The organism is Psychromonas sp. KJ10-2 (assembly GCF_047323255.1).
Lineage (GTDB): Bacteria > Pseudomonadota > Gammaproteobacteria > Enterobacterales > Psychromonadaceae > Psychromonas.
In genome coordinates, this window is sequence record NZ_CP178827.1 from 2,140,846 (window position 1) to 2,161,953 (window position 21,108).

General features: G+C 40.6%; 15 protein-coding genes, 1 tRNA gene, 2 rRNA genes, 3 pseudogenes and 1 riboswitch. Of the genes and pseudogenes, 8 read left to right on the forward strand and 13 right to left on the reverse strand.

All coding sequences use genetic code 11. The features are described 5' to 3' along the window. The 8 genes and pseudogenes from thiS to menA all read right to left on the reverse strand — a co-directional run bounded on the left by thiS (nt 1) and on the right by menA (nt 8,422). On the reverse strand, nt 1-201 hold the full coding sequence (gene thiS, locus ACLKL2_RS10325; protein ID WP_413691548.1) for a sulfur carrier protein ThiS: 201 nt from the start codon (nt 199-201) through the stop codon (nt 1-3). Beyond that, nucleotides 202-951, reverse strand: coding sequence for a HesA/MoeB/ThiF family protein (locus tag ACLKL2_RS10330; RefSeq protein ID WP_113819265.1), 750 nt, complete (start codon nt 949-951; stop codon nt 202-204). Then, complete coding sequence (gene thiE / locus ACLKL2_RS10335; protein WP_413691549.1) at nt 941-1,573, reverse strand: thiamine phosphate synthase; 633 nt, start codon at nt 1,571-1,573, stop codon at nt 941-943. Before thiE ends, ACLKL2_RS10330 begins: the two co-directional genes overlap by 11 nt. Then, nucleotides 1,563-2,471, reverse strand: coding sequence for a bifunctional hydroxymethylpyrimidine kinase/phosphomethylpyrimidine kinase (gene thiD, locus ACLKL2_RS10340; RefSeq protein ID WP_413691550.1), 909 nt, complete (start codon nt 2,469-2,471; stop codon nt 1,563-1,565). The genes thiE and thiD overlap by 11 nt, the downstream gene beginning before the upstream one ends. Further along, a pseudogene (gene thiC / locus ACLKL2_RS10345) lies at nt 2,464-4,478 on the reverse strand (phosphomethylpyrimidine synthase ThiC). The gene thiD and the pseudogene thiC overlap by 8 nt, the downstream one beginning before the upstream one ends. 80 nt (nt 4,479-4,558) lie before the next feature. Next, a riboswitch (TPP riboswitch) is annotated at nt 4,559-4,699 on the reverse strand. A 507-nt stretch (nt 4,700-5,206) separates the two neighbouring features. Continuing rightward, a pseudogene (fusA, locus tag ACLKL2_RS10350) lies at nt 5,207-7,303 on the reverse strand (elongation factor G). 203 nt (nt 7,304-7,506) lie between these two features. Beyond that, nucleotides 7,507-7,848 carry a prenyltransferase gene (locus ACLKL2_RS10355; protein ID WP_413691552.1) on the reverse strand — a complete coding sequence of 114 codons (342 nt, stop codon included), beginning with the start codon at nt 7,846-7,848 and terminating at the stop codon, nt 7,507-7,509. 46 nt (nt 7,849-7,894) lie between these two features. Continuing rightward, a complete protein-coding gene (gene menA / locus ACLKL2_RS10360; RefSeq protein WP_413691553.1) occupies nt 7,895-8,422 on the reverse strand; it encodes a 1,4-dihydroxy-2-naphthoate octaprenyltransferase in 528 nt (175 codons plus the stop codon). A 119-nt stretch (nt 8,423-8,541) separates the two neighbouring features. On the opposite strand from menA, the gene ACLKL2_RS10365 reads away from it, so the two are divergent. The 6 genes from ACLKL2_RS10365 (at nt 8,542) to ACLKL2_RS10390 (ending at nt 14,062) form a co-directional block, all read left to right on the forward strand. Then, nucleotides 8,542-8,892 (forward strand): hypothetical protein, encoded by a 351-nt coding sequence (locus ACLKL2_RS10365; protein ID WP_413691554.1) that lies wholly within the window; start codon nt 8,542-8,544, stop codon nt 8,890-8,892. Then, the gene (locus ACLKL2_RS10370) at nt 8,853-9,818 is read left to right on the forward strand and encodes an isochorismate synthase (protein WP_413691555.1); all 966 of its coding nucleotides are present in this window, start codon (nt 8,853-8,855) and stop codon (nt 9,816-9,818) included. Before ACLKL2_RS10365 ends, ACLKL2_RS10370 begins: the two co-directional genes overlap by 40 nt. A 38-nt stretch (nt 9,819-9,856) precedes the next feature. Continuing rightward, nucleotides 9,857-11,587 carry a 2-succinyl-5-enolpyruvyl-6-hydroxy-3-cyclohexene-1-carboxylic-acid synthase gene (menD, locus tag ACLKL2_RS10375; RefSeq protein WP_413691557.1) on the forward strand — a complete coding sequence of 577 codons (1,731 nt, stop codon included), beginning with the start codon at nt 9,857-9,859 and terminating at the stop codon, nt 11,585-11,587. Next, a complete protein-coding gene (gene menH / locus ACLKL2_RS10380) occupies nt 11,574-12,353 on the forward strand; it encodes a 2-succinyl-6-hydroxy-2,4-cyclohexadiene-1-carboxylate synthase (RefSeq protein WP_113819256.1) in 780 nt (259 codons plus the stop codon). Before menD ends, menH begins: the two co-directional genes overlap by 14 nt. Nucleotides 12,354-12,392: 39 nt before the next feature. Beyond that, a complete protein-coding gene (gene menB / locus ACLKL2_RS10385; RefSeq protein ID WP_413691559.1) occupies nt 12,393-13,235 on the forward strand; it encodes a 1,4-dihydroxy-2-naphthoyl-CoA synthase in 843 nt (280 codons plus the stop codon). A 224-nt stretch (nt 13,236-13,459) separates the two neighbouring features. Then, nucleotides 13,460-14,062 (forward strand): peroxiredoxin, encoded by a 603-nt coding sequence (locus ACLKL2_RS10390; RefSeq protein WP_413691560.1) that lies wholly within the window; start codon nt 13,460-13,462, stop codon nt 14,060-14,062. 72 nt (nt 14,063-14,134) lie between these two features. On the opposite strand, the gene ACLKL2_RS10395 is transcribed toward ACLKL2_RS10390, so the two are convergent. After that, on the reverse strand, nt 14,135-14,440 hold the full coding sequence (locus tag ACLKL2_RS10395; protein ID WP_113819253.1) for a c-type cytochrome: 306 nt from the start codon (nt 14,438-14,440) through the stop codon (nt 14,135-14,137). A gap of 236 nt (nt 14,441-14,676) precedes the next feature. Here ACLKL2_RS10395 and ACLKL2_RS10400 point away from each other — a divergent pair. Continuing rightward, a pseudogene (locus tag ACLKL2_RS10400) lies at nt 14,677-14,898 on the forward strand (YheU family protein); the annotation flags it as partial. Nucleotides 14,899-15,125: 227 nt separating this feature from the next. Continuing rightward, nucleotides 15,126-15,764 (forward strand): cAMP-activated global transcriptional regulator CRP, encoded by a 639-nt coding sequence (crp, locus tag ACLKL2_RS10405; protein ID WP_025565472.1) that lies wholly within the window; start codon nt 15,126-15,128, stop codon nt 15,762-15,764. A 63-nt stretch (nt 15,765-15,827) separates the two neighbouring features. Here the strand turns inward: crp and ACLKL2_RS10410 are convergent, their stop codons facing one another. The 4 genes from ACLKL2_RS10410 to ACLKL2_RS10425 all read right to left on the reverse strand — a co-directional run bounded on the left by ACLKL2_RS10410 (nt 15,828) and on the right by ACLKL2_RS10425 (nt 21,031). Then, entirely contained in the window at nt 15,828-16,073 is a 246-nt protein-coding gene (locus ACLKL2_RS10410) for a hypothetical protein (protein WP_113819251.1), read from the reverse strand. A gap of 1,301 nt (nt 16,074-17,374) precedes the next feature. Beyond that, nucleotides 17,375-17,490 (reverse strand): 5S ribosomal RNA (gene rrf / locus ACLKL2_RS10415). Between the two features lie 154 nt (nt 17,491-17,644). Then, nucleotides 17,645-20,531: ribosomal RNA gene (locus tag ACLKL2_RS10420) — 23S ribosomal RNA — on the reverse strand. A 424-nt stretch (nt 20,532-20,955) separates the two neighbouring features. Further along, a tRNA-Glu gene (locus tag ACLKL2_RS10425) sits at nt 20,956-21,031 on the reverse strand. Between the last annotated feature and the right edge of the window lie 77 nt (nt 21,032-21,108).

Here is a 21,108-nt window from a genome sequence, read left to right on the forward strand (position 1 = left end):
TTACCCACCTGCAATGGCTTGAAACAGAGAGATATTATCTCCCTCATTAATATTATATTGCGTCCATTCTGAACGACTAATCACCTGCATATTGACAGCGACGGCGCTGCCTATTAACGGCTTTTCTAAATGACTTAATAACTGCTCAATATTTATTGAATTTGGCAATGTTAATGCTTGTTCATTCACTTGTATTTTCATCTATACCTGCCCACATACGCTGCACTGAGTGTCTTTATTAATGGCAAAGGTTTGCCAATCTAGGGTTTTACCATCAAACAGTTTTAATTTATTTTTAATACCAGAAGGCAAACCAACAAAATACTTGATCGCTTCTAACGCTTGTAGCGTGCCGATAGTGCCAACCACAGGGCCGATAATCCCAGCGTTGCTACAATTAAGCGTTTGCTCTTCTGAACTAGGGAATAGGCAGTGATAACAAGGAGACTCGGCTTGGCTATGGTCAAAGAACATCAACTGCCCTTCTAAACGAATAGCAGCCCCTACAATCAATGGCACTTTGGCGTCAACACAGGCTTTATTAATCATCTGTCTCGTTGCCATATTGTCAGTACAATCTAACACTAGATCAGCCATGGTGAGTTCCATGCTTAACTGCTGTTCGGGCATCTGCTTATTAATACTACGCACTTTAATATCCGGATTGAGTTGTTGGAGGCGTTGTTTCGTGACTTCTACTTTGGACTCACCAATATCACTGTTTTGATAGGTTATTTGACGCTGTAAGTTGCTCACTTCAATGTCATCAAAGTCGTTTAAAACTAAGTGCCCAATACCCGCTGCTGCTAGATATAAGGCAGCAGGAGACCCCAATCCTCCCATGCCAATAATCAATACTTTGGCATTTTTGAGTTTATGTTGTCCTGCTTCGCTCACCTCTTCCAAAAGCAGGTGACGGCTATAACGTAATAACTCGTTATCACTTAACATCTGTATTTCCTTGATTCATCACCTGATTAAATTGGTTAATCACTTGTTGTGGATCATCCGCTTTGGTTATTGCTGTTACTACCGCAATACTCCCAACACCACATTGCCATACTGCAGGAGCGCGATCTAAGTTGATACCACCAATGGCCACAGTAGGTGTTTTAGATAATAACGCGGCATATTTTGCTAAACGTGTTAATCCTTGTGGATCCGATGGCATCTCTTTGGTTTGAGTTGGGAAGATATGCCCTAATGCGATATAACTTGGTTTAAGCTGTTGGGCACGTAACAGTTCGTAATAACCATGGGTACTTAATCCAAGTCGCAAACCAGCATCGGTAATTAAGCCTAAATCAGCGACATCCATATCTTCTTGGCCAAGGTGAACCCCGTAGGCTTGATGTTTAACGGCTAATTGCCAATAGTCGTTGATAAACAATCTTGCATGGTAAGCTTTGCCTAAGGCGATGGCATCGATGATCTGTTGTTCTACTTGATCGTCTTGTTTGTCTTTAATGCGTAGCTGTAAGGTTTTTGCACCCATTTTTAATAAGCGTTCAATCCATTCTACTGAGTCAACAACTGGGTAAAGCCCTAGTTGGTGAGTATCGCTAAGGCTCAAAACCTGGACCCGCTTCTAAACGACCTGGCAAATCTAATTCATAACCGATACTTGATTCGGGTAACACGATTTCTGGGAAGTCATCATGATTCGTTGGCCAACCGCAATGTGCAATAGCCCCTTCACCAGCGCCCAGTGCTTTAGAGGCTTTTAAACCTTGGTTCAGGTAAGCTTTGGCAATCACTAATGCATCTTCAATAAAGTAATCTAATGCCATTGCCCCTGCTATCGCGCTAGATAGGGTACAACCTGTGCCATGAGTATGCACATTCTCTAAACGAGGACTGGTTAAAGCAATCTCTCTTTTACCATCACTCCAGTAATCTAGGGCTACGTTATCCACCAGCTCAAAATGCCCGCCTTTTATCAACACGCTGCCACAGCCCATATCAATCAGTTTATCCACCGCAGGTTTGAAAGACTCACCTGAGATTAAGGCGTGCCCCGATAATGTTAAGACTTCATTAGCGTTAGGCGTTAATAGGTCAATTTGCGGCAATAACTCCGCTTTAATGACCTCTATGATGCCTTCCTCAGTCATATCATCACCAGTCGAAGCAACTGCGACAGGGTCGTAAATAACAAATGGAGCTTTCTGCCAAGTTTGTTTATATAAAGCCAATTGTTGTGCCAATATTTTCACATGTTCAACACTAGCCATTAACCCTATTTTAATCACTTTTGCAGGCATATCTTCTGCGAGGCTAGCCAGTTGCTGGGTAAACATTTTTTCAGAGACGCTTTCAACCAGCTGAACTGATACTGAATTTTGTGCTGTTACCGCAGTGATCACTGAGCAAGGGTCTGCCCCTAAATCATTAAAGGTAGCAAGATCAGCTTGAATACCTGCGCCAGCGCTCGAGTCAGAGCCGGCAATTGTCCATACTATGTTATTCATATTTAACCTTACACTTGTGAAGTTTTAAACTTTTTTCTAATACGGGAGGTTGATATATTTCAGCCCCGCTATCATTAAACTCTTTGGCTTTATTCGCCATACCTTGTTGTGCTGTTAGTGTGACCGTTTCATCTAGTAATTTAATAGATATCTCGCCTCTCTCTAACTGTTTGGTAAAGTCTCGCACATCTTGAGTGATTTTCATTGAACAGAATTTAGGGCCACACATTGAACAGAAATGAGCAACTTTACCTGACTCCTGCGGTAACGTTTCATCGTGATATTCACGTGATGTAACAGGGTCTAAACCTAAGTTAAACTGGTCTTCCCAGCGGAATTCAAAACGAGACTTTGATAATGCATTATCACGGATTTGTGCACCAGGATGCCCCTTTGCTAAATCAGCGGCATGGGCTGCCAATTTATAAGTGATCAACCCTACTTTAACGTCATCTTTATTAGGTAAGCCTAAATGCTCTTTAGGTGTCACGTAACATAACATTGCACAACCATACCAACCGATTTGAGCAGCACCAATGCCTGACGTGATATGGTCATAACCTGGCGCGATATCGGTGGTTAACGGGCCCAATGTATAAAATGGTGCTTCAAAACAATCTTCCAGCTGTTTATCCATATTTTCTTTGATCATCTGCATCGGTATATGGCCTGGGCCTTCAATCATGACTTGTACGTCATATTCCCAAGCGACTTTAGTTAGTTCGCCTAATATCTCTAGTTCTGAAAACTGCGCTTGGTCATTAGCATCTGCAACTGAGCCAGGACGCAAACCATCACCTAATGACAGTGAAACATCATACTGCTGGCAGATTTCACATATCTCTCTGAAGTGTTCATAGGCAAAGTTTTCTTGATGATGTGATAGACACCATTTAGCCATGATAGAGCCACCACGGGACACAATGCCAGTCACACGTTTAGCAGTCATTGGTACAAAACGCAGTAACACACCCGCATGGATAGTAAAGTAATCTACGCCTTGTTCGGCTTGTTCGATCAATGTATCTCTAAATACTTCCCAGGTTAGGTTCTCTGCTACACCATTTACTTTTTCAAGCGCTTGATAAATTGGAACCGTACCAATTGGCACGGGTGAATTACGTAAGATCCACTCTCGTGTTTCATGGATATTTCGTCCCGTTGATAAGTCCATTACCGTATCGCCGCCCCATAATGTCGACCACACTAGCTTTTCAACCTCTTCTTCAATCGATGAGCTCACCGACGAATTACCAATATTCGAATTTACTTTCACTAGGAAGTTACGACCAATGATCATCGGCTCTAATTCAGGATGGTTGATATTAGCAGGGATAATCGCGCGACCTTCTGCTACCTCTTTCCGTACAAATTCAGGCGTAATACGATCTTGTAAATTAGCACCAAAACTTTGTCCTGCATGTTGAAAGTGTAAGGCTTCACATTGAACGCGATCACGACCTTGGTTTTCACGAATCGCAATGTATTCCATCTCAGGAGTAATAATGCCTTGGCGAGCATAATGCATTTGTGTCACGCATTTTCCTGCCTTCGCTTTTAATGGCTGCGGTAGGTGACTGAAACGAAGTTCATCTAAGCTATTATCTGACAGTCTTTGTTGAGCAAATTCAGAGCTCACTCCAACTAATGCTTCACTATCACCTCTAGCTGTGATCCAACTCTCTCGCAAACGGGGTAAACCTGCATGCACATCTATTTTAGTATTCGGGTCTGTATAGGGGCCTGAAGCATCATAAACTGGGATAGGCTCATTTTTTTCATAGATTGGATTTTGCTCTGTGCCTCCTACAAAGGTATCTGTTTGATGGATTTGACGCATTGCCACTTTGATCGGATGGATCTCTCCATCAATAAAGATTTTTCTGAATTAGGGTAAGCTTGATGGTTCAAATTTTGAATATAATCTTGCGCGGCTTGGCGAGATTGTTTACGGGATAAATTTTTACGACTTGTTGTTTTTAATGTTGAGTTGATATCTTTAGACATAGCATTCTTTACCTATTTTCTTATAGAAATGAGAAGAGTGCTTGTCGAATAGGTGTGGGAAGCTAAAAATATCCAAAGACAGATATTTTCTACTTGTTCCCTTCGTAGGTATTAGCCTAATCAGGTTCCACGGATCCCACATGATTACCTTTTAAAATTGGTATTCACTTAACGTGGTCTCAGCCTTTGGGATATTCCCATTAGCACTCCGACAAGATGGCAAAGAGTATAGAAGAAATTGTATTGGAATTAAACAGCTGTTTATAGTTTGTGGCTGTTTATAAAATCAAAAGACCGAAACAAGCAGGATAAATCCAGCGCCCCTTAAAGATGTTTCATGAATGGTGTAGAGAACTGACCACGACCTGAAGTCATTGTACGTAGTGACCTGAAGATGATGCACCCAAACGCTTTTGCTAATTTAACTTTTTCTAATTTCTTAACAGCCACAAAAAAGCCCCAATGACTTTCATCATTAGGGCTCGAACTTTCAAAGATTGTTAAGAAAGATTATTTCTTAGCAGCTTCTTTTTCAGCTTTAACTTTTCGACTTGCTTTGGGTATAGCGCATCAGCTACTGCTGAAGGACAAGGCATAACCTTTTTGAATTCCATACTGGACTAAGGGCAATGCACTCAAACGCTTTTGCTAATTTATTAACACCCACAAAAAAAGCCCTAATGACTTTCGTCATTAGGGCTCGAACTTTCAAAGATTGTTAAGAAAGATTATTTCTTAGCAGCTTCTTTTTCAGCTTTAACTTTTTCGATCACTGCATCAGCTACTGCTGAAGGACAAGGCATGTAGTTTTTGAACTCCATAGAGAACTGACCACGACCTGAAGTCATTGTACGTAGTGAACCGATGTAACCAAACATTTCTGAAAGAGGTACGTCAGCTTTAATACGAACACCAGAAGCACCAGCTTCTTGACCAGCAATCATACCACGACGACGGCTAAGGTCACCGATAACGTCACCAACGTGATCGTCTGGCGTGAATACGTCAACAGACATAACAGGCTCTAGAAGTTGAGCACCCGCTTTAGGGATAGATTGACGGAATGCACCACGTGCTGCTAATTCAAATGCTACTGCAGATGAATCCACGGCGTGGAAACCACCATCAAATAGTTCAACTTCAACGTCTAATACAGGGAAACCAGCAAGTACACCGTTATCCATCATGCCTTCGAAACCTTTCTCGATTGCAGGAAGAATTCTTTAGGTACGTTACCACCAACAACTGTAGATGTGAACGTAAAGCCAGTACCAGCTTCACCAGGCTTGATACGGTAATCGATTTTACCGAATTGACCAGAACCACCAGATTGTTTCTTGTGAGTGTAAGAATCTTCAACTGCTTGCGTGATTGTTTCACGGTAAGCAACTTGAGGTTCACCTACAACTAACTCAACACCGTAAGTACGTTTTAGGATATCTACTTTGATATCTAAGTGAAGTTCACCCATACCAGATAGGATTGTTTCACCTGAATCTTGGTCTGTTTCAACACGGAATGTTGGATCTTCTGCAACCATTTTACCGATAGCGATACCCATTTTCTCAGTAGAACCTTTATCTTTTGGTGTTACAGAGATAGAGATTACTGGTTCTGGGAATACCATAGCTTCAAGAATGATTGGATCTTTTGGATCACATAATGTGTGACCAGTTTGAACGTTAGACTTCATACCAACGATAGCGATGATATCACCCGCTTGTGCAGAAGTAAGTTCGTTACGGTCATCAGCTTGCATTTCACACATACGGCCAACACGCTCAGTTTTACCTGTAGCAGCGTTAAGAATTGTGTCACCTTTCTTAAGTGTACCTGAGTAGATACGTACGAAAGTAAGAGAACCAAAACGGTCATCTGTAATTTTAAATGCTAATGCTTTAAATGTTTCTTCAGCAGAAACTGTTGCTACTGCACCAGTAGGTTCACCTTCTTCGTCTGTAAGAGGTTGTGGATCAACATCTGTAGGACAAGGTAAGTAATCAACAACAGCGTCAAGGATAAGTTGAACACCTTTGTTTTTGAATGCAGAACCACAGTAAGTAGGGAAGAAGTCCATTGTACGAGTACCAGTACGGATACAACGTTTAATGTCTTCAATTGAAGGTTCTGTACCTTCTTCTAAGTACTCCATTAGTAGATCTTCATCTTGCTCTAATGCAGTTTCAATTAGCATTTCACGGTATTCTTCTACTTTATCAACCATGTCCGCAGGAACATCTTCGATTTTGTAGTTTTCTGGAAGACCTGAGTCATCCCAAACGTATGCTTTACGGCTTAATAGAATCAACAACACCAGAGAAGTCGTCTTCGATACCGATTGGTAATACCATTACTAGTGGGTTAGCACCTAGTACGTCTTGAGTTTGCTTAACAACACGGTAGAAGTCAGCACCCATACGGTCTAATTTGTTTACGAAGATGATACGAGCAACTTTAGAGTCATTCGCGTAACGCCAGTTAGTTTCTGACTGAGGCTCAACACCACCAGAACCACAGAATACACCGATACCACCATCAAGTACTTTAAGAGAACGGTATACTTCAACTGTGAAGTCAACGTGTCCAGGAGTATCGATAACGTTAAAACGGTGATCGTCCCAGAAACAAGTTACAGCAGCAGACTGGATAGTAATACCGCGCTCAGCTTCCTGTTCCATGAAGTCAGTTGTAGATTCGCCGTCATGTACTTCACCAGTTTTGTGGATTTGACCAGTAAGTTTCAGGATACGTTCTGTAGTTGTGGTTTTACCCGCATCAACGTGCGCGAAAATACCAATGTTTCTGTATTTAGTTAAATCAGTCATTTTTTATACTCTGTATGTAAAAAATTGGAGGCTATATTCCCGCGGCATTATACAATCTTTGTAGTTAAACAGAACACAGTATTTAGAAAAAAGCGGAAATATGTTGTTTTTTTCGACTTTATTTTGTCATATTTTCTGTAAAACGCGAAAAAAAACCAAAACGCTGTTATTTAAAACAGTGTTTAGTCGCAAAATTAAGCAGTTCATGTGATCAGTACAATAGAAAAGAGCAATGAGAAAACAAAAGTGCTGATAGCTGTATTTTTTAATTGCTCATTAAAAATCGCGCTCTCATTTTCAAAGTCATTCAGAGCAATATAGATTTGCGTACAACTTTTGATTAATGGGCTAGCAATTAATAAAAATAGGAATTGCCAGAATTGGCTGCCCGGTAAGCTATAAATGTACAGCCCGCTACACACCATCGCAGCAATAATAAGTAATAGATGATAAATAAATGCCTTTTGACGTCCAAATAACACCACTAAGGTTATTTTATTAGCCGCTTTATCGTTTGCTAGGTCACGCATATTATTAATATTCAATACTGCAGCACTTAAGAAACCGATACTAAAAGCTGGTAAAAGAATCTCAACGGGTAAAGTTAATGCCTGTAAATAAAAAGCTGCCTAATACGCCTAATAAACCAAAAAACAGAAAGACTGCAACATCGCCCATGGCGCGATAACCATAGGGGATCTTACCCATGGTATAAGTGATCGCCGCTACTATCGCTACAATACCTAACCCTATAAATAGTAACCAATGCTGAAGATCGTCACCAAAAGATCGTACCAATAAAGATAAACCAGACAGAATACAAGCAAAGGTGACAAAGATAATGGCTTTTTGCATTGCCACTTTACTAATTAGTCCACTTTGCATCATCCGTTGTGGCCCAACACGTTGATCATCAGCGCCTGATACTGCGTCCCCATAATCGTTAGCTAAATTAGAAAGGATTTGTAACAACAAAGCAGTTAATAAAGACAATAGAAAAATGCCCATATCAAAAACCTGGTAATACTTTGCTAAGCCACCAGCCACAATGATAGAAGATGCAGCCAAAGGCAGTGTACGCAGACGACAGGCGTGAAGCCAAACTTGATATTTGTTCACTCAATAATCCTATATAAATAAAGTGCTAAACGATGATATTTATCAATAACAATGCATAGGTAATGGTTAAGATAGTGTTATGTAAATGTTGATTAACCACCGATGGTTGTAACGAACTGATGTGTAAATTTAAGCAATTTCGACAACAATTAATACAGAAACTACAATTCTTTAGTTTTGAGCATGGACAATACCCATCACAAAACTTATCTATTACAATTGATCCCATTACATTATTGGCATTGCTGAAAGGACAAAATAATCCCTCAGGTAATAAACCAATGCTATACCCTCTTATTTATTGGCAGAATAAAGAACACACTCACACACTAGCTAGCTTGGGCAGTATTGAAGTGTTAAATCATATCCCCAATGCTTCTGACCAACAACTTTATTTAGGTGGTTTGGCTTTTCAGCAACAAGGTGAACAATGGCTAGACTTCCTAGTACTTGTTTTATTCGCCCTTTAATGGTTTTTCAAAAGCTGAATGAACAGTGGGAAGTAATATTTCACTTTGACGGTAATAACGCCATCGACGATACCATTGAAGCAGTAAGTTCCTTACAAGCTCCGCAATCCAATTCACTACTATCGCTTTCGAAGTTCAGTCGACAAGATACACCTAACCAACAGCAATGGGCTGAACTAGTTGAGTTAGCAATAGAGTACAAAGCATTATTACCTAAAGTCGTATTATCAAGACAAACTGAATTATGTTTTGATAGCAATATTAACGTTTGGGATGTGATGGAGTTATGGCAAAAGGCTAATATTAATAGCTTTCACTATGTTTTTAAGTTTTCAGAAAAACGATCTTTTATTAGCTGCTCGCCTGAACGTTTATATTCACGTCACCACCAGTCAGTTACTACCGAAGCCCTAGCAGGAACAGCACCAAGGGGAATGACGGCTAATGAAGACCAATGGTTAAAAGAAGGTTTATTACATGACAAAAAAATAGACCGTGAAAACCACATCGTACAAGAATTTATTGTAGCAAGCCTTAAACAATTAAAAGCGCAGGTAAACTGTTCCCCTATTCAAGTGATGCAGTTACAAAATGTACAGCATCTATGTGTGCCAATAAAAGCTTCTTTGCCTAAACAAGTAAAGGATAATCATCTGCTACACAGCTTACATCCCACACCTGCAGTAGGAGGAATCCCTAAGTTATCTGCTCTGCAATTTATTAATGATAATGAACCTTATATACGAGGTTGGTATGCAGGAGCTGTTGGCTATATAAGTAAAGATAGCAGTGATTTTAGTGTCGCTATCAGAAGTGCTTTAATTAAAAGTAATAGCATTAAATTATTTGCAGGCGCGGGGATTGTTACAGGGTCAATTGCCAGCGATGAATGGCAAGACTTGATAATAAAATTGGCACTATTTTAACTATTCTAAATAGTTAACCTCAATAGCGAGACTTATAAATGCACACAGATAGCGATAAGCCATTTTCATGTTATCACTCAAATATTAACCTATTATGGGCAAGTTTATTAATAGAAGAACTGACCCGTCATGACATTAGTGATTTTTGCATTGCACCAGGCTCCCGCTCAACACCTTTAACGTTAGCCGTAGCCAATAATAAAAAAGCTACTGCACATGTGCATTTTGATGAAAGAGGATTAGGTTTTTTTGCACTTGGCTTGTGCCAAGCATCCACTAAGCCTGTGGTGATAATAACAACCTCAGGTACAGCAGTTGCAAACTTGTACCCTGCAGTCATAGAAGCTAGACAAAGTCACTTACCATTAATTGTGCTTTCAGCAGACAGACCAACAGAATTAATTGACTGCGCTGCTAATCAAGCGATTGAACAGCAACATATTTTTTCTAGCTATCCTATTTTCTTTAAGCAGATCCCTAGCCCAACAACCGAGATCCCTCCTAATTTTTTGTTATCAACATTAGATCAGGGAATTGCATCACAACAGGTAAAGCTTGGACCTATCCACTTCAATATCGCGTTTAGGGAGCCACTTTATCCAGAGCATAAACTAAGTGACTTTACTGACTACTTAACGCCTTTAAAAGTTTGGACTCAACATATCTCTCCTTTCACTTGTTATCATCAAAGTAAACCTAGCGTTTTACCAGCTTGTATCGAGTTACCCTACTCCAAAATAATGGTGGTCGTAGGAAGAATTCAGGATAAACAACAAGCCTTAGCCATTGAACAATTTTGTATTCAGCATCAATTACCACTTTTTGCAGATGTGCAGTCTCAGCTACAACACTCAACGCAAAACATTGCGCACTATGACCTACTATTAAACAACCCCAAATTTAGTGAATTATTACTAGAGTCTGAGCTAATCGTCCAATTTTCAGATCACTTGATTAGTAAACGCCTTACTCAATTGATTGATAATAATACCGCACCACTTTGGGTGATTTCAGAGCATCAACAACGCATCGATCCAACTCATACAGTCACACAACGATTTATGACTTCCGCTAGCACTTTCATTTGCTCTGTGGTTCCACAAAGCTACCCCGATCATAGCTGGTTCAATAAAATAGTTAATTTACAGAAAAAGCTCAGTGAAACATTAACCACTTACACTCACTCTAAAGCGCTTAATGAAATAAACAGTACAGTCTATTTACTCAATCATATGCCTATGCAAACACTACTTGGTAATAGCCTCGCTATTCGTATTGCAGATATGTTCGCTAATACCTCTTCCCATATTTATAGTAATCGAGGAGCAAGTGGCATTGATGGTTTAATCGCTACTGCGGTAGGAATTGCAAAGCAGAAAAATACTGCAAGCAGTCTGGTCATTGGTGATACCTCTTTTCTATACGACTTAAACTCGTTAGCACTATGCAAACAACTCAATAAGCCTTTTATCATTTTATTATTGAATAATGATGGAGGTGGGATTTTTAATCTCTTACCGATTCCTGCAGCACAGCAACAGCAGTTTTATCAACAGCCTCATGGTCTGACCTTTGCACAAACTTGTGAACAATTTTCCATTAATTATGTCAAACCTAGTACATTTTCTGAATTTAAAGCACACTATCAAACAGCATTAATGAATAACGCAACAAATTGCACTACCCTGATTGAGGTTTGTACTGATAACAAATTAACGACAACACAACTAGACGTTATTAAGGAGCAGGTGAAAAATGCCATTATATAGTGAACAGCAAGGTTCAACGTCTCACCCCACGTTAGTTTTTTTACATGGATTTTTAGGTAACCGCAACGATTGGCAAAGCACCATAGAAGCACTCAAAGATGATTATCATTGTGTCACTATCGATTTACCAGGCCATGGCCGTTCTGCAGGCTGTGTCATTTCATTACAAGATGGCTTCGAAAACTGTCACCAATTAATACAATTCACCCTCGCCACATTAAACATTCACTCTTTTACCTTAATTGGTTATTCCCTAGGTGGACGGATTGCTCTAGATTATGCTCGTACCCAGCAAGACAAACGTTTACAGCACTTAGTATTAGAGTCTTGTCATCTAGGACTGGATAATGAACAGGAAAAAATACAACGTCGGCAATTTGATCTCAATTGGGCCACACACTTTGCAACCAATGCCATCGAAGAAAGTTTGATGCAATGGTACTCTCAACCGATTTTTGATGACCTCAATGATATTCAAAAACAGTTTATTATTGAAAAACGTAGCCATAATTACGGTGTATTTTTAGCAAATATGTTGTTATCTACTAGTTTAGCCAACCAACAATGTGCCAGTCACTTTTTAGAAAAGACCGATTTACCTATTACTTACCTATATGGTGAAAAAGACACTAAATTTGCGCAAGTCGCCAGCCTATTTCCAACACTTAATAATATTAAAATTCGCTGTTTTAATGGCCTAGGTCATAATACACATCAACAAGACCCCATAAACTATGCCAATACGATTAAACAACTGAGCAATTAGCGGTTTAATTTCCTTGATGGCATACATAATGGAGTGACTATGACTGAATCAACACATTATTCCGCAATACAATGGCAACCGAGCGCGTTAACTTTTGAAGATATCTATTATCACAAGGCTGAAGGCATAGCTAAAATCACCATCAATCGCCCACAAGTACGTAATGCATTTGGGCCACAAACCGTTAACGAAATGATGCAAGCCTTGCACGATGCTCGTTATGACGCTGAGATTGGTGTGATTATTCTGACTGGCGAAGGCAATTTAGCTTTCTGCTCAGGTGGTGATCAAAGTGTCCGTGGAGATTCAGGTTATAAAGATGACACCGGCGGTCATCACCTCAATGTATTAGATTTCCAACGTCAAATTCGTACTTGCCCTAAACCTGTAATCGCCATGGTAGCTGGTTATGCAGTAGGTGGAGGGCATGTATTACACATGATGTGTGACTTAACGATTGCTGCGAATAACGCTCAATTTGGTCAAACTGGTCCAAAAGTCGGTTCTTTCGATGGTGGTTGGGGTGCAAGTTACATGGCGCGCATTGTAGGGCAGAAAAAAGCACGAGAGATTTGGTTCCTCTGCCGTATGTATGATGCACAAGAAGCCGTTGACATGGGATTAGTCAATACCGTCGTTCCTCTTGTGGATTTAGAAAAAGAAACAGTGAAATGGTGCCGTGAAATATTACAAAATAGTCCAATGGCATTACGTTGCCTAAAAGCTGCCTTGAATGCAGACTGTGATGGTCAGGCAGGCCTACAAGAGTTAGCGGGCAATGCGACAATGCTTTTCTACATGAGTGAAGAAGGGCAAGAAGGTAGAAACGCTTTCAATGAAAAACGTAAGCCAGATTTTAGCCAATATTCAAGAAACCCATAACCTGACGGCATAAAGTAAGACAACAACCTAAGCACACAATCTAAAATCGCCAAATATCCATTAACAGTGATTTACTATTGTTGAATTAATAATAGTAGTCACATTAATGGAGTCTTCTCCATAAAAGCATTTCATAAAGCCTTAATTTAACGCATCATAGTCGGCTACATAAAACATAAGCATTGATTCAATATACAACTTGAATTCAAAGAAAGGAAAATCACATGGTATTAGTAGGCAAACAGGCTCCTGATTTTACTGCTGCAGCAGTATTAGGTAATGGCGAGATTATAGATAACTTTAATCTGAAAGATTTTGCTAACGGTAAAAAGATAGTGCTTTTCTTTTATCCACTTGACTTCACTTTTGTATGCCCTTCTGAACTGATTGCATTTGATAAACGCTTTGGAGATTTCCAAGCACGTGGAGTTGAAATCATTGGTGTATCTATTGATTCACAATTTTCTCATCATGCATGGCGTAACACTTCTATCAATAATGGCGGTATCGGCGCAGTGCAATATCCGCTTGTAGCAGATATTAAACATGAAATTTGTAAAGCCTATGATGTTGAGTTGGAAGACGAAGGCGTTGCATTACGTGGATCTTTTCTGATTGATAACGAGGGTAAAGTACGTCACCAAGTAGTCAACGACCTACCTTTAGGACGCAATATAGATGAAATGCTACGCATGGTGGATGCGTTACAATTCCATGAAGAGCACGGAGAAGTATGCCCAGCTCAATGGGCAAAAGATAAAGCGGGCATCGAGGCTTCACCTGAAGGGGTTGCTAAATACCTTGCCAATCACTCAGATGATTTATAAAGAAGATCATTTTCTATCATTCATAAATATAAAAATGGCCTGACTAGGCCATTTTTCATTATACGATAAGCATTATTTCAATGAGGAGTAATAAGCAGCTAAATCTTCAATATCTTCATCACTTAACGATGTTGCTTGAGGAATCATTACAGCAGACAAACCACCTTCACGTTGCCCTGCTTTGTAAGCGTTTAAAGCCGATATTAAATAAGCTTCATTTTGCCCCTTTAGATTAGGATAAACAGGCACGTTAGTTATACCATTTGCGCCATGGCAAGCAGCACAAATAGCAGACTTCTGTTTACCTGCATCAACATCACCTGCAGTGGCTACTAACGGAAAAACCACTAAGATTAAACTTAGCATTTTTAAATACATATAAGCTCCATTAACCAATTATTTACCTAGAATGTAACATCATATAATAACAACCATATTAAACATATGGTTTAAATAGACTCTTTCTTAGCTCATCTCTTAATGGACCACTAATTAGCTATTATTACTATAAAGATTTCTTACTCCATGCTACCAATAATAGATAAAACTGATATTGTAGATGAGTAAGAGAAACAACTTTCTTAAATTTAAAAAATGAGTTTAACAATGCGCATCCCCACCAACAACTTGATGAAACTACCCTTAATAATTTAATTGAACAGTATATTTTACGAGAAGGGACTGATTACGGTGAAGTTGAATTTTCTTTAGCAGAAAAGACAAAACAAGTGTTAAAGCAAGTTGAAAATGAAGACATTTACATTATGTATTCTGAACTTAATGAAAGTGTTACCTTAATAAGTAAAGAAGCATTTTCACAGGCCCAAACTGATTAATAATAAAACAGATAAATTGTTAATTTTGTATCTACTAGTCCATAATCTAAATATTATTAAAGAAAATGCACCTATTTATGACAAAGATCTAATTTATTACACAACTAATACTCATAAATATTACAGAGTATGAAAAAAACGATACAATTCATACACAACTAAAATGAATTAGTGAATAAAATAACAAGAATAGCGGTATAGCTATTACTACAGACAAAGGGAAATTTATGATCATTACCAAGCCTCAAACCGATCCAACGTTAGAATGGTTTTTATCACACTGCCATACCCATAAATACCCAGCAAAAAGTATGTTAATTCACGCTGGTGAAAAAGCTGATACTTTATATTTTATTGTTAAAGGTTCTGTTGCAGTTGTTATCAAAGACGAAGACGGAAAAGAGATGATCCTCTCTTACTTAAACCAAGGTGACTTCATTGGTGAGCTAGGTTTATTTGATAAAGAAGAAAACCCAATTCGTAGTGCTTCGGTGAAAGCAAAGTCAGCTTGTGAAGTAGCAGAAATCTCATACAAAAAATTCACACAGTTAATTACAGTTAACCCTGAAATTTTAATGCGCCTTTCTCGTCAAATGGCAAACAGACTGCAAGTGACTAGTCAAAAGGTAGGTAACTTAGCATTCTTAGACGTGACAGGTCGTATTGCAAATACATTACTAGATTTAGCTAAACAACCAGATGCGATGACTCACCCAGACGGTATGCAGATTAAAATTACTCGTCAAGAGATTGGTCAAATTGTAGGTTGTTCACGTGAGACTGTTGGTCGTATTTTGAAAATGCTAGAAGAGCAAGGATTAATTTCTGCTCATGGCAAAACAATTGTTGTCTTTGGCACTCGATAGTCAGACTATTCCAAACTAATAAAAAACCGCTTAAATGCGGTTTTTTTATAGAACAATATAAAATTAGTGCTTACTAGGTCCATTACGAACCAAATCTTGCCCTGTTTGAAACACCTCTTCAGTTACCCAACGTGATAATAATAATTGGTGTTTATCATCTAATACAGCTACAAACCTACGTCCATCTTTATTATTCGTAGCTAACGCTAGACCAGATACATTTGATAAACCTAAACTACCACTCTCAACTAAAAGCAAGAATTTCTCTAACTCTTCTAGGTTACTAATAATACTCGTTTCATTACTCATATTTAAACTCTCTTGTTTAACTAAACGGTGATCTTTACTTAGACTCTTTAATATATTTATTAAGTATATTTTAATGCTGTTCTGGGAGCATACAGCCAAGATAGCGATGTAATCGTTTAATACCAATCATAGTAAGTAACTGATCTATTTTACTTGTTAAAACAACTTATTTTTTCGTTGTAAGTTTCGTATAGGGAACAACCATTTACATCAACTTACGCCTCAAACTAAGCTATTTTTCCGGCGCAAAATTTAGATCAGTTATTTAATACAATTGGTATAAGGCGGTAAAACTCACCTTAATATAATTGAAAAGCCAGATCTTGTTGTACTGCTGCTACCGCAGGTTTTAAATTAATGGAACAGATTCTACTATCAATATAAAAAATAAGAATGCTAAATTATAGATATAAAAAAACCTGTCGATATTATCAACAACGATTGTTCGTATTAGGTGCTTGGCGATGGAAAGTAGTCATAAAGCTCGTGACCTGTGCTGTCGTACTACCAGGGCACGCAGAGCTTAGCCCCGATGCTATCGCATCATTCGCCCTAATACCAATCATAATAAGTAACTGATCTATTTTACTTGTTAAAACAACTTATTTTTCGTTGTAAGTTTCGTATAGGGAACAACCATTTACATCAACTTACGCCTCAAACTAAGCCATTTTTCCGGCGCAAAATTTAGATCAGTTATTTAATACAATTGGTATAACTTTTACGTAGCTCATCATAAACCTGCAGCCAAGAACGGAAAAATCCCTGCTGACATAGCCAACAGGGATTGTTCATATTAGGCGCTTGGCGATGGGTGAATATTGCTCATAACCCATCGCAGTCGCGATATTCGCCCTACTGTCACACATCAGGATGGCGACTGCGTCGCTACTTTTGTTTATCCCATGTTTAAGTAGGTCAGCAGACATAAAAAAACCCTGTCGACGTGAATCAACAGGGTTCGTTTAATGAGGCGCTTGGCGATGGGTGAACATTGCTCATGCCCCATCGCTGTCGCGATATTCGCCCTACTGTCACACTAAAGGAAAGCGACTGCGTCGCTGCTTTGTTTATCCCATGTAAAAGTAGTCATCGGCGTCTAAGCGCTCAATAACGAAAAAACCCCAGCCTTCTTTCGAAGACTGGGGTTTATCGTTGTTAGGCGCTTGGCGATGGGTGAATATTGCTCGTGACCCTTACCTTTCGGTAAACTCGCCCTACTTTCTGCGTAGGTCAGCATAAATCAACACAATTAAAAAAGCCCCACCGGAACTAACCAGTGGGGCTATTTTAAATGAGGCGCTTGGCGATGACCTACTTTCACATGGGGAGACCCCACACTATCATCGGCGCAGCTGCGTTTCACTTCTGAGTTCGGCATGGGATCAGGTGGTACCACAGCGCTATGGCCGCCAAGCATAAAATTGTAATTAGGAAAGTGATGTTCTAATGTTCTTGTTTTTTGCTCTATCTAATCGTAGCAGTCTATGTAAATACGCTATCACAAGCGCTTATATTTTAACGTCTTCTTTGACAATCTTGGTCACATAACAACACTACTTAGGTGTTGTATGGTTAAGCCTCACGGGTAATTAGTACAAGTTAGCTCAATACGTTGCCGCACTTACACACCTTGCCTATCAACGTTGTAGTCTCCAACGGCCCTTTAGGGAACTTAAAGTTCCAGTGAGAACTCATCTTGAGGCTCGCTTCCCGCTTAGATGCTTTCAGCGGTTATCGATTCCGAACGTAGCTACCGGGCAATGCTATTGGCATAACAACCCGAACACCAGCGGTTCGTCCACTCCGGTCCTCTCGTACTAGGAGCAGCTCCTCTCAATTCTCAAACGCCCACGGCAGATAGGGACCGAACTGTCTCACGACGTTCTAAACCCAGCTCGCGTACCACTTTAAATGGCGAACAGCCATACCCTTGGGACCGACTTCAGCCCCAGGATGTGATGAGCCGACATCGAGGTGCCAAACACCGCCGTCGATATGAACTCTTGGGCGGTATCAGCCTGTTATCCTCGGAGTACCTTTTATCCGTTGAGCGATGGCCCTTCCATTCAGAACCACCGGATCACTATGACCTACTTTCGTACCTGCTCGACGTGTCTGTCTCGCAGTTAAGCTGGCTTATACCATTGTACTAACCTCACGATGTCCGACCGTGATTAGCCAACCTTCGTACTCCTCCGTTACTCTTTGGGAGGAGACCGCCCCAGTCAAACTACCCACCAAACAGTGTCCCAAACCCCGATTCAGGGGCCATGGTTAGAACTCAAAACATACAAGGGTGGTATTTCAAGGTCGGCTCCACCGCATCTGGCGACGCGGTTTCAAAGCCTCCCACCTATCCTACACATGTAGGCTCTAAGTTCACTGCTAAGCTATAGTAAAGGTTCACGGGGTCTTTCCGTCTAGCCGCGGGTACACAGCATCTTCACTGCGATTTCAACTTCACTGAGTCTCGGGTGGAGACAGCATGGCCATCATTACGCCATTCGTGCAGGTCGGAACTTACCCGACAAGGAATTTCGCTACCTTAGGACCGTTATAGTTACGGCCGCCGTTTACCGGGGCTTCGATCAATAGCTTCGACCTAAGTCTAACCACATCAATTAACCTTCCGGCACCGGGCAGGCGTCACACCCTATACGTCATCTTACGATTTAGCAGAGTGCTGTGTTTTTAATAAACAGTTGCAGCCATCTGGTATCTTCGGCCCCCAACAGCTTAGAGAGCAAGTCTCATCACCGTCAAGGGCGTACCTTCTCCCGAAGTTACGGTACCATTTTGCCTAGTTCCTTCACCCGAGTTCTCTCAAGCGCCTTGGTATTCTCTACCTGACCACCTGTGTCGGTTTGGGGTACGATCCTCATATTTCTGAAGCTTAGAGACTTTTCCTGGAAGTATGGCATCAATGACTTCACTACCTTAGTAGCTCGACATCGCGTCTCAGTATATAGCAACCCGGATTTACCTAAGTCACCTACCTACACGCTTGAACCTGGACAACCATCGCCAGGCCCACCTAGCCTTCTCCGTCCTCCCATCGCAAAATATAAGGGTACGGGAATATTAACCCGTTTCCCATCGACTACGCCTTTCGGCCTCGCCTTAGGGGTCGACTCACCCTGCCCCGATTAACGTTGGACAGGAACCCTTGGTCTTCCGGCGGGGAGGTTTTTCACCCCCCTTATCGTTACTCATGTCAACATTCGCACTTCTGATACCTCCAGGATGGTTTACACCTTTCCCTTCGACGGCTTACAGAACGCTCCTCTACCACGCGTATAAATACGCGTCCGCAGCTTCGGTGATATGTTTAGCCCCGTTAAATCTTCCGCGCAGGCCGACTCGACTAGTGAGCTATTACGCTTTCTTTAAAAGATGGCTGCTTCTAAGCCAACTTCCTAGCTGTCTAAGCCTTCCCACATCGTTTCCCACTTAACATATACTTTGGGACCTTAGCTGGCGGTCTGGGTTGTTTCCCTTTCCACGACGGACGTTAGCACCCGCCGTGTGTCTCCCATGATTGCACTTGTTGGTATTCGGAGTTTGCAAAGGGTTGGTAAGTCGGGATGACCCCCTAGCCTTAACAGTGCTCTACCCCCAACAGTGATACATGAGGCGCTACCTAAATAGCTTTCGAGGAGAACCAGCTATCTCTTGGTTTGATTGGCCTTTCACCCCCAGCCACAAGTCATCCCCTAATTTTTCAACATTAGTGGGTTCGGTCCTCCAATTGATGTTACTCAATCTTCAACCTGCTCATGGCTAGATCACCAAGTTTCGGGTCTAATCCCAGCAACTATTCGCCCAGTTAAGACTCGGTTTCCCTACGGCTCCCCTAAATGGTTAACCTTGCTACTGAAATTAAGTCGTTGACCCATTATACAAAAGGTACGCAGTCACGGAATAAATCCGCTCCTACTGCTTGTACGTACACGGTTTCAGGTTCTATTTCACTCCCCTCACAGGGGTTCTTTTCGCCTTTCCCTCACGGTACTGGTTCACTATCGGTCAATTAGGAGTATTTAGCCTTGGAGGATGGTCCCCCCATATTCAATCAGGATTTCTCGTGTCCCGACTTACTCGTTTTCACTGTAAAGAAGTTTTTGTGTACGGGACTATCACCCTGTACCGTGGCACTTTCCAGAGCCTTCCACTAACTTTTAAACAGCTTAAGGGCTGTTCCGATTTCGCTCGCCGCTACTGTCGGAATCTCGGTTGATTTCTTTTCCTAAGGGTACTTAGATGTTTCAGTTCCCCTCGTTTGCTTCGCTATGCTATGTATTCACATAACGATGACACTAAGTGCCGGGTTGCCCCATTCGGAAATTCCAGGATATAACGCTTGTTATCAACTCCCCTGGACTTATCGCAGATTACCACGTCCTTCATCGCCTCTAATTGCCTAGGCATCCACCGTGCACGCTTATTCACTTAACCATACAACACCTAAACAGTGTCTAAATGTGTATGTTGTTTCCAAGACGCTTGCGACTCTCATATTTACATATGAAAAACGTTTACGTTTTTCGTGCACCTAACACTCTAAGAGTGTGTAGATACGTACTCATTACATTTGCATGTAATGTGCATTTGTGTTCACATTTACTTCGTAAAAATGAACTATTTGCTTGATTACAATACTAAAACCGAAGTTTTAATATTGAGAACTCGTTTAATTCACGTTAATGAATTAAACATTTCGTTTTATTTATCACACCAATCAAGTTACAAGTAACTCATTGTTTTTGTGCGACAAATAAGAACATTTATCAGCTTTCCTAATTGTTAAAGAGCAGTGTTAAAAACACTTAATAATTATTCTATGTAAAAATAGTTATTAAGTATCTTTGAAAGTAGTAGTTGGTATCCCCAAGGGGATTTGAACCCCTGTTACCGCCGTGAAAGGGCGGTGTCCTAGGCCTCTAGACGATGGGGACCGGAAACTACTTTGCGCTTTATCATTCTAATCAAACAATCTGTGTGGGCACTCACATCATTCCTACAAGTAGGAATA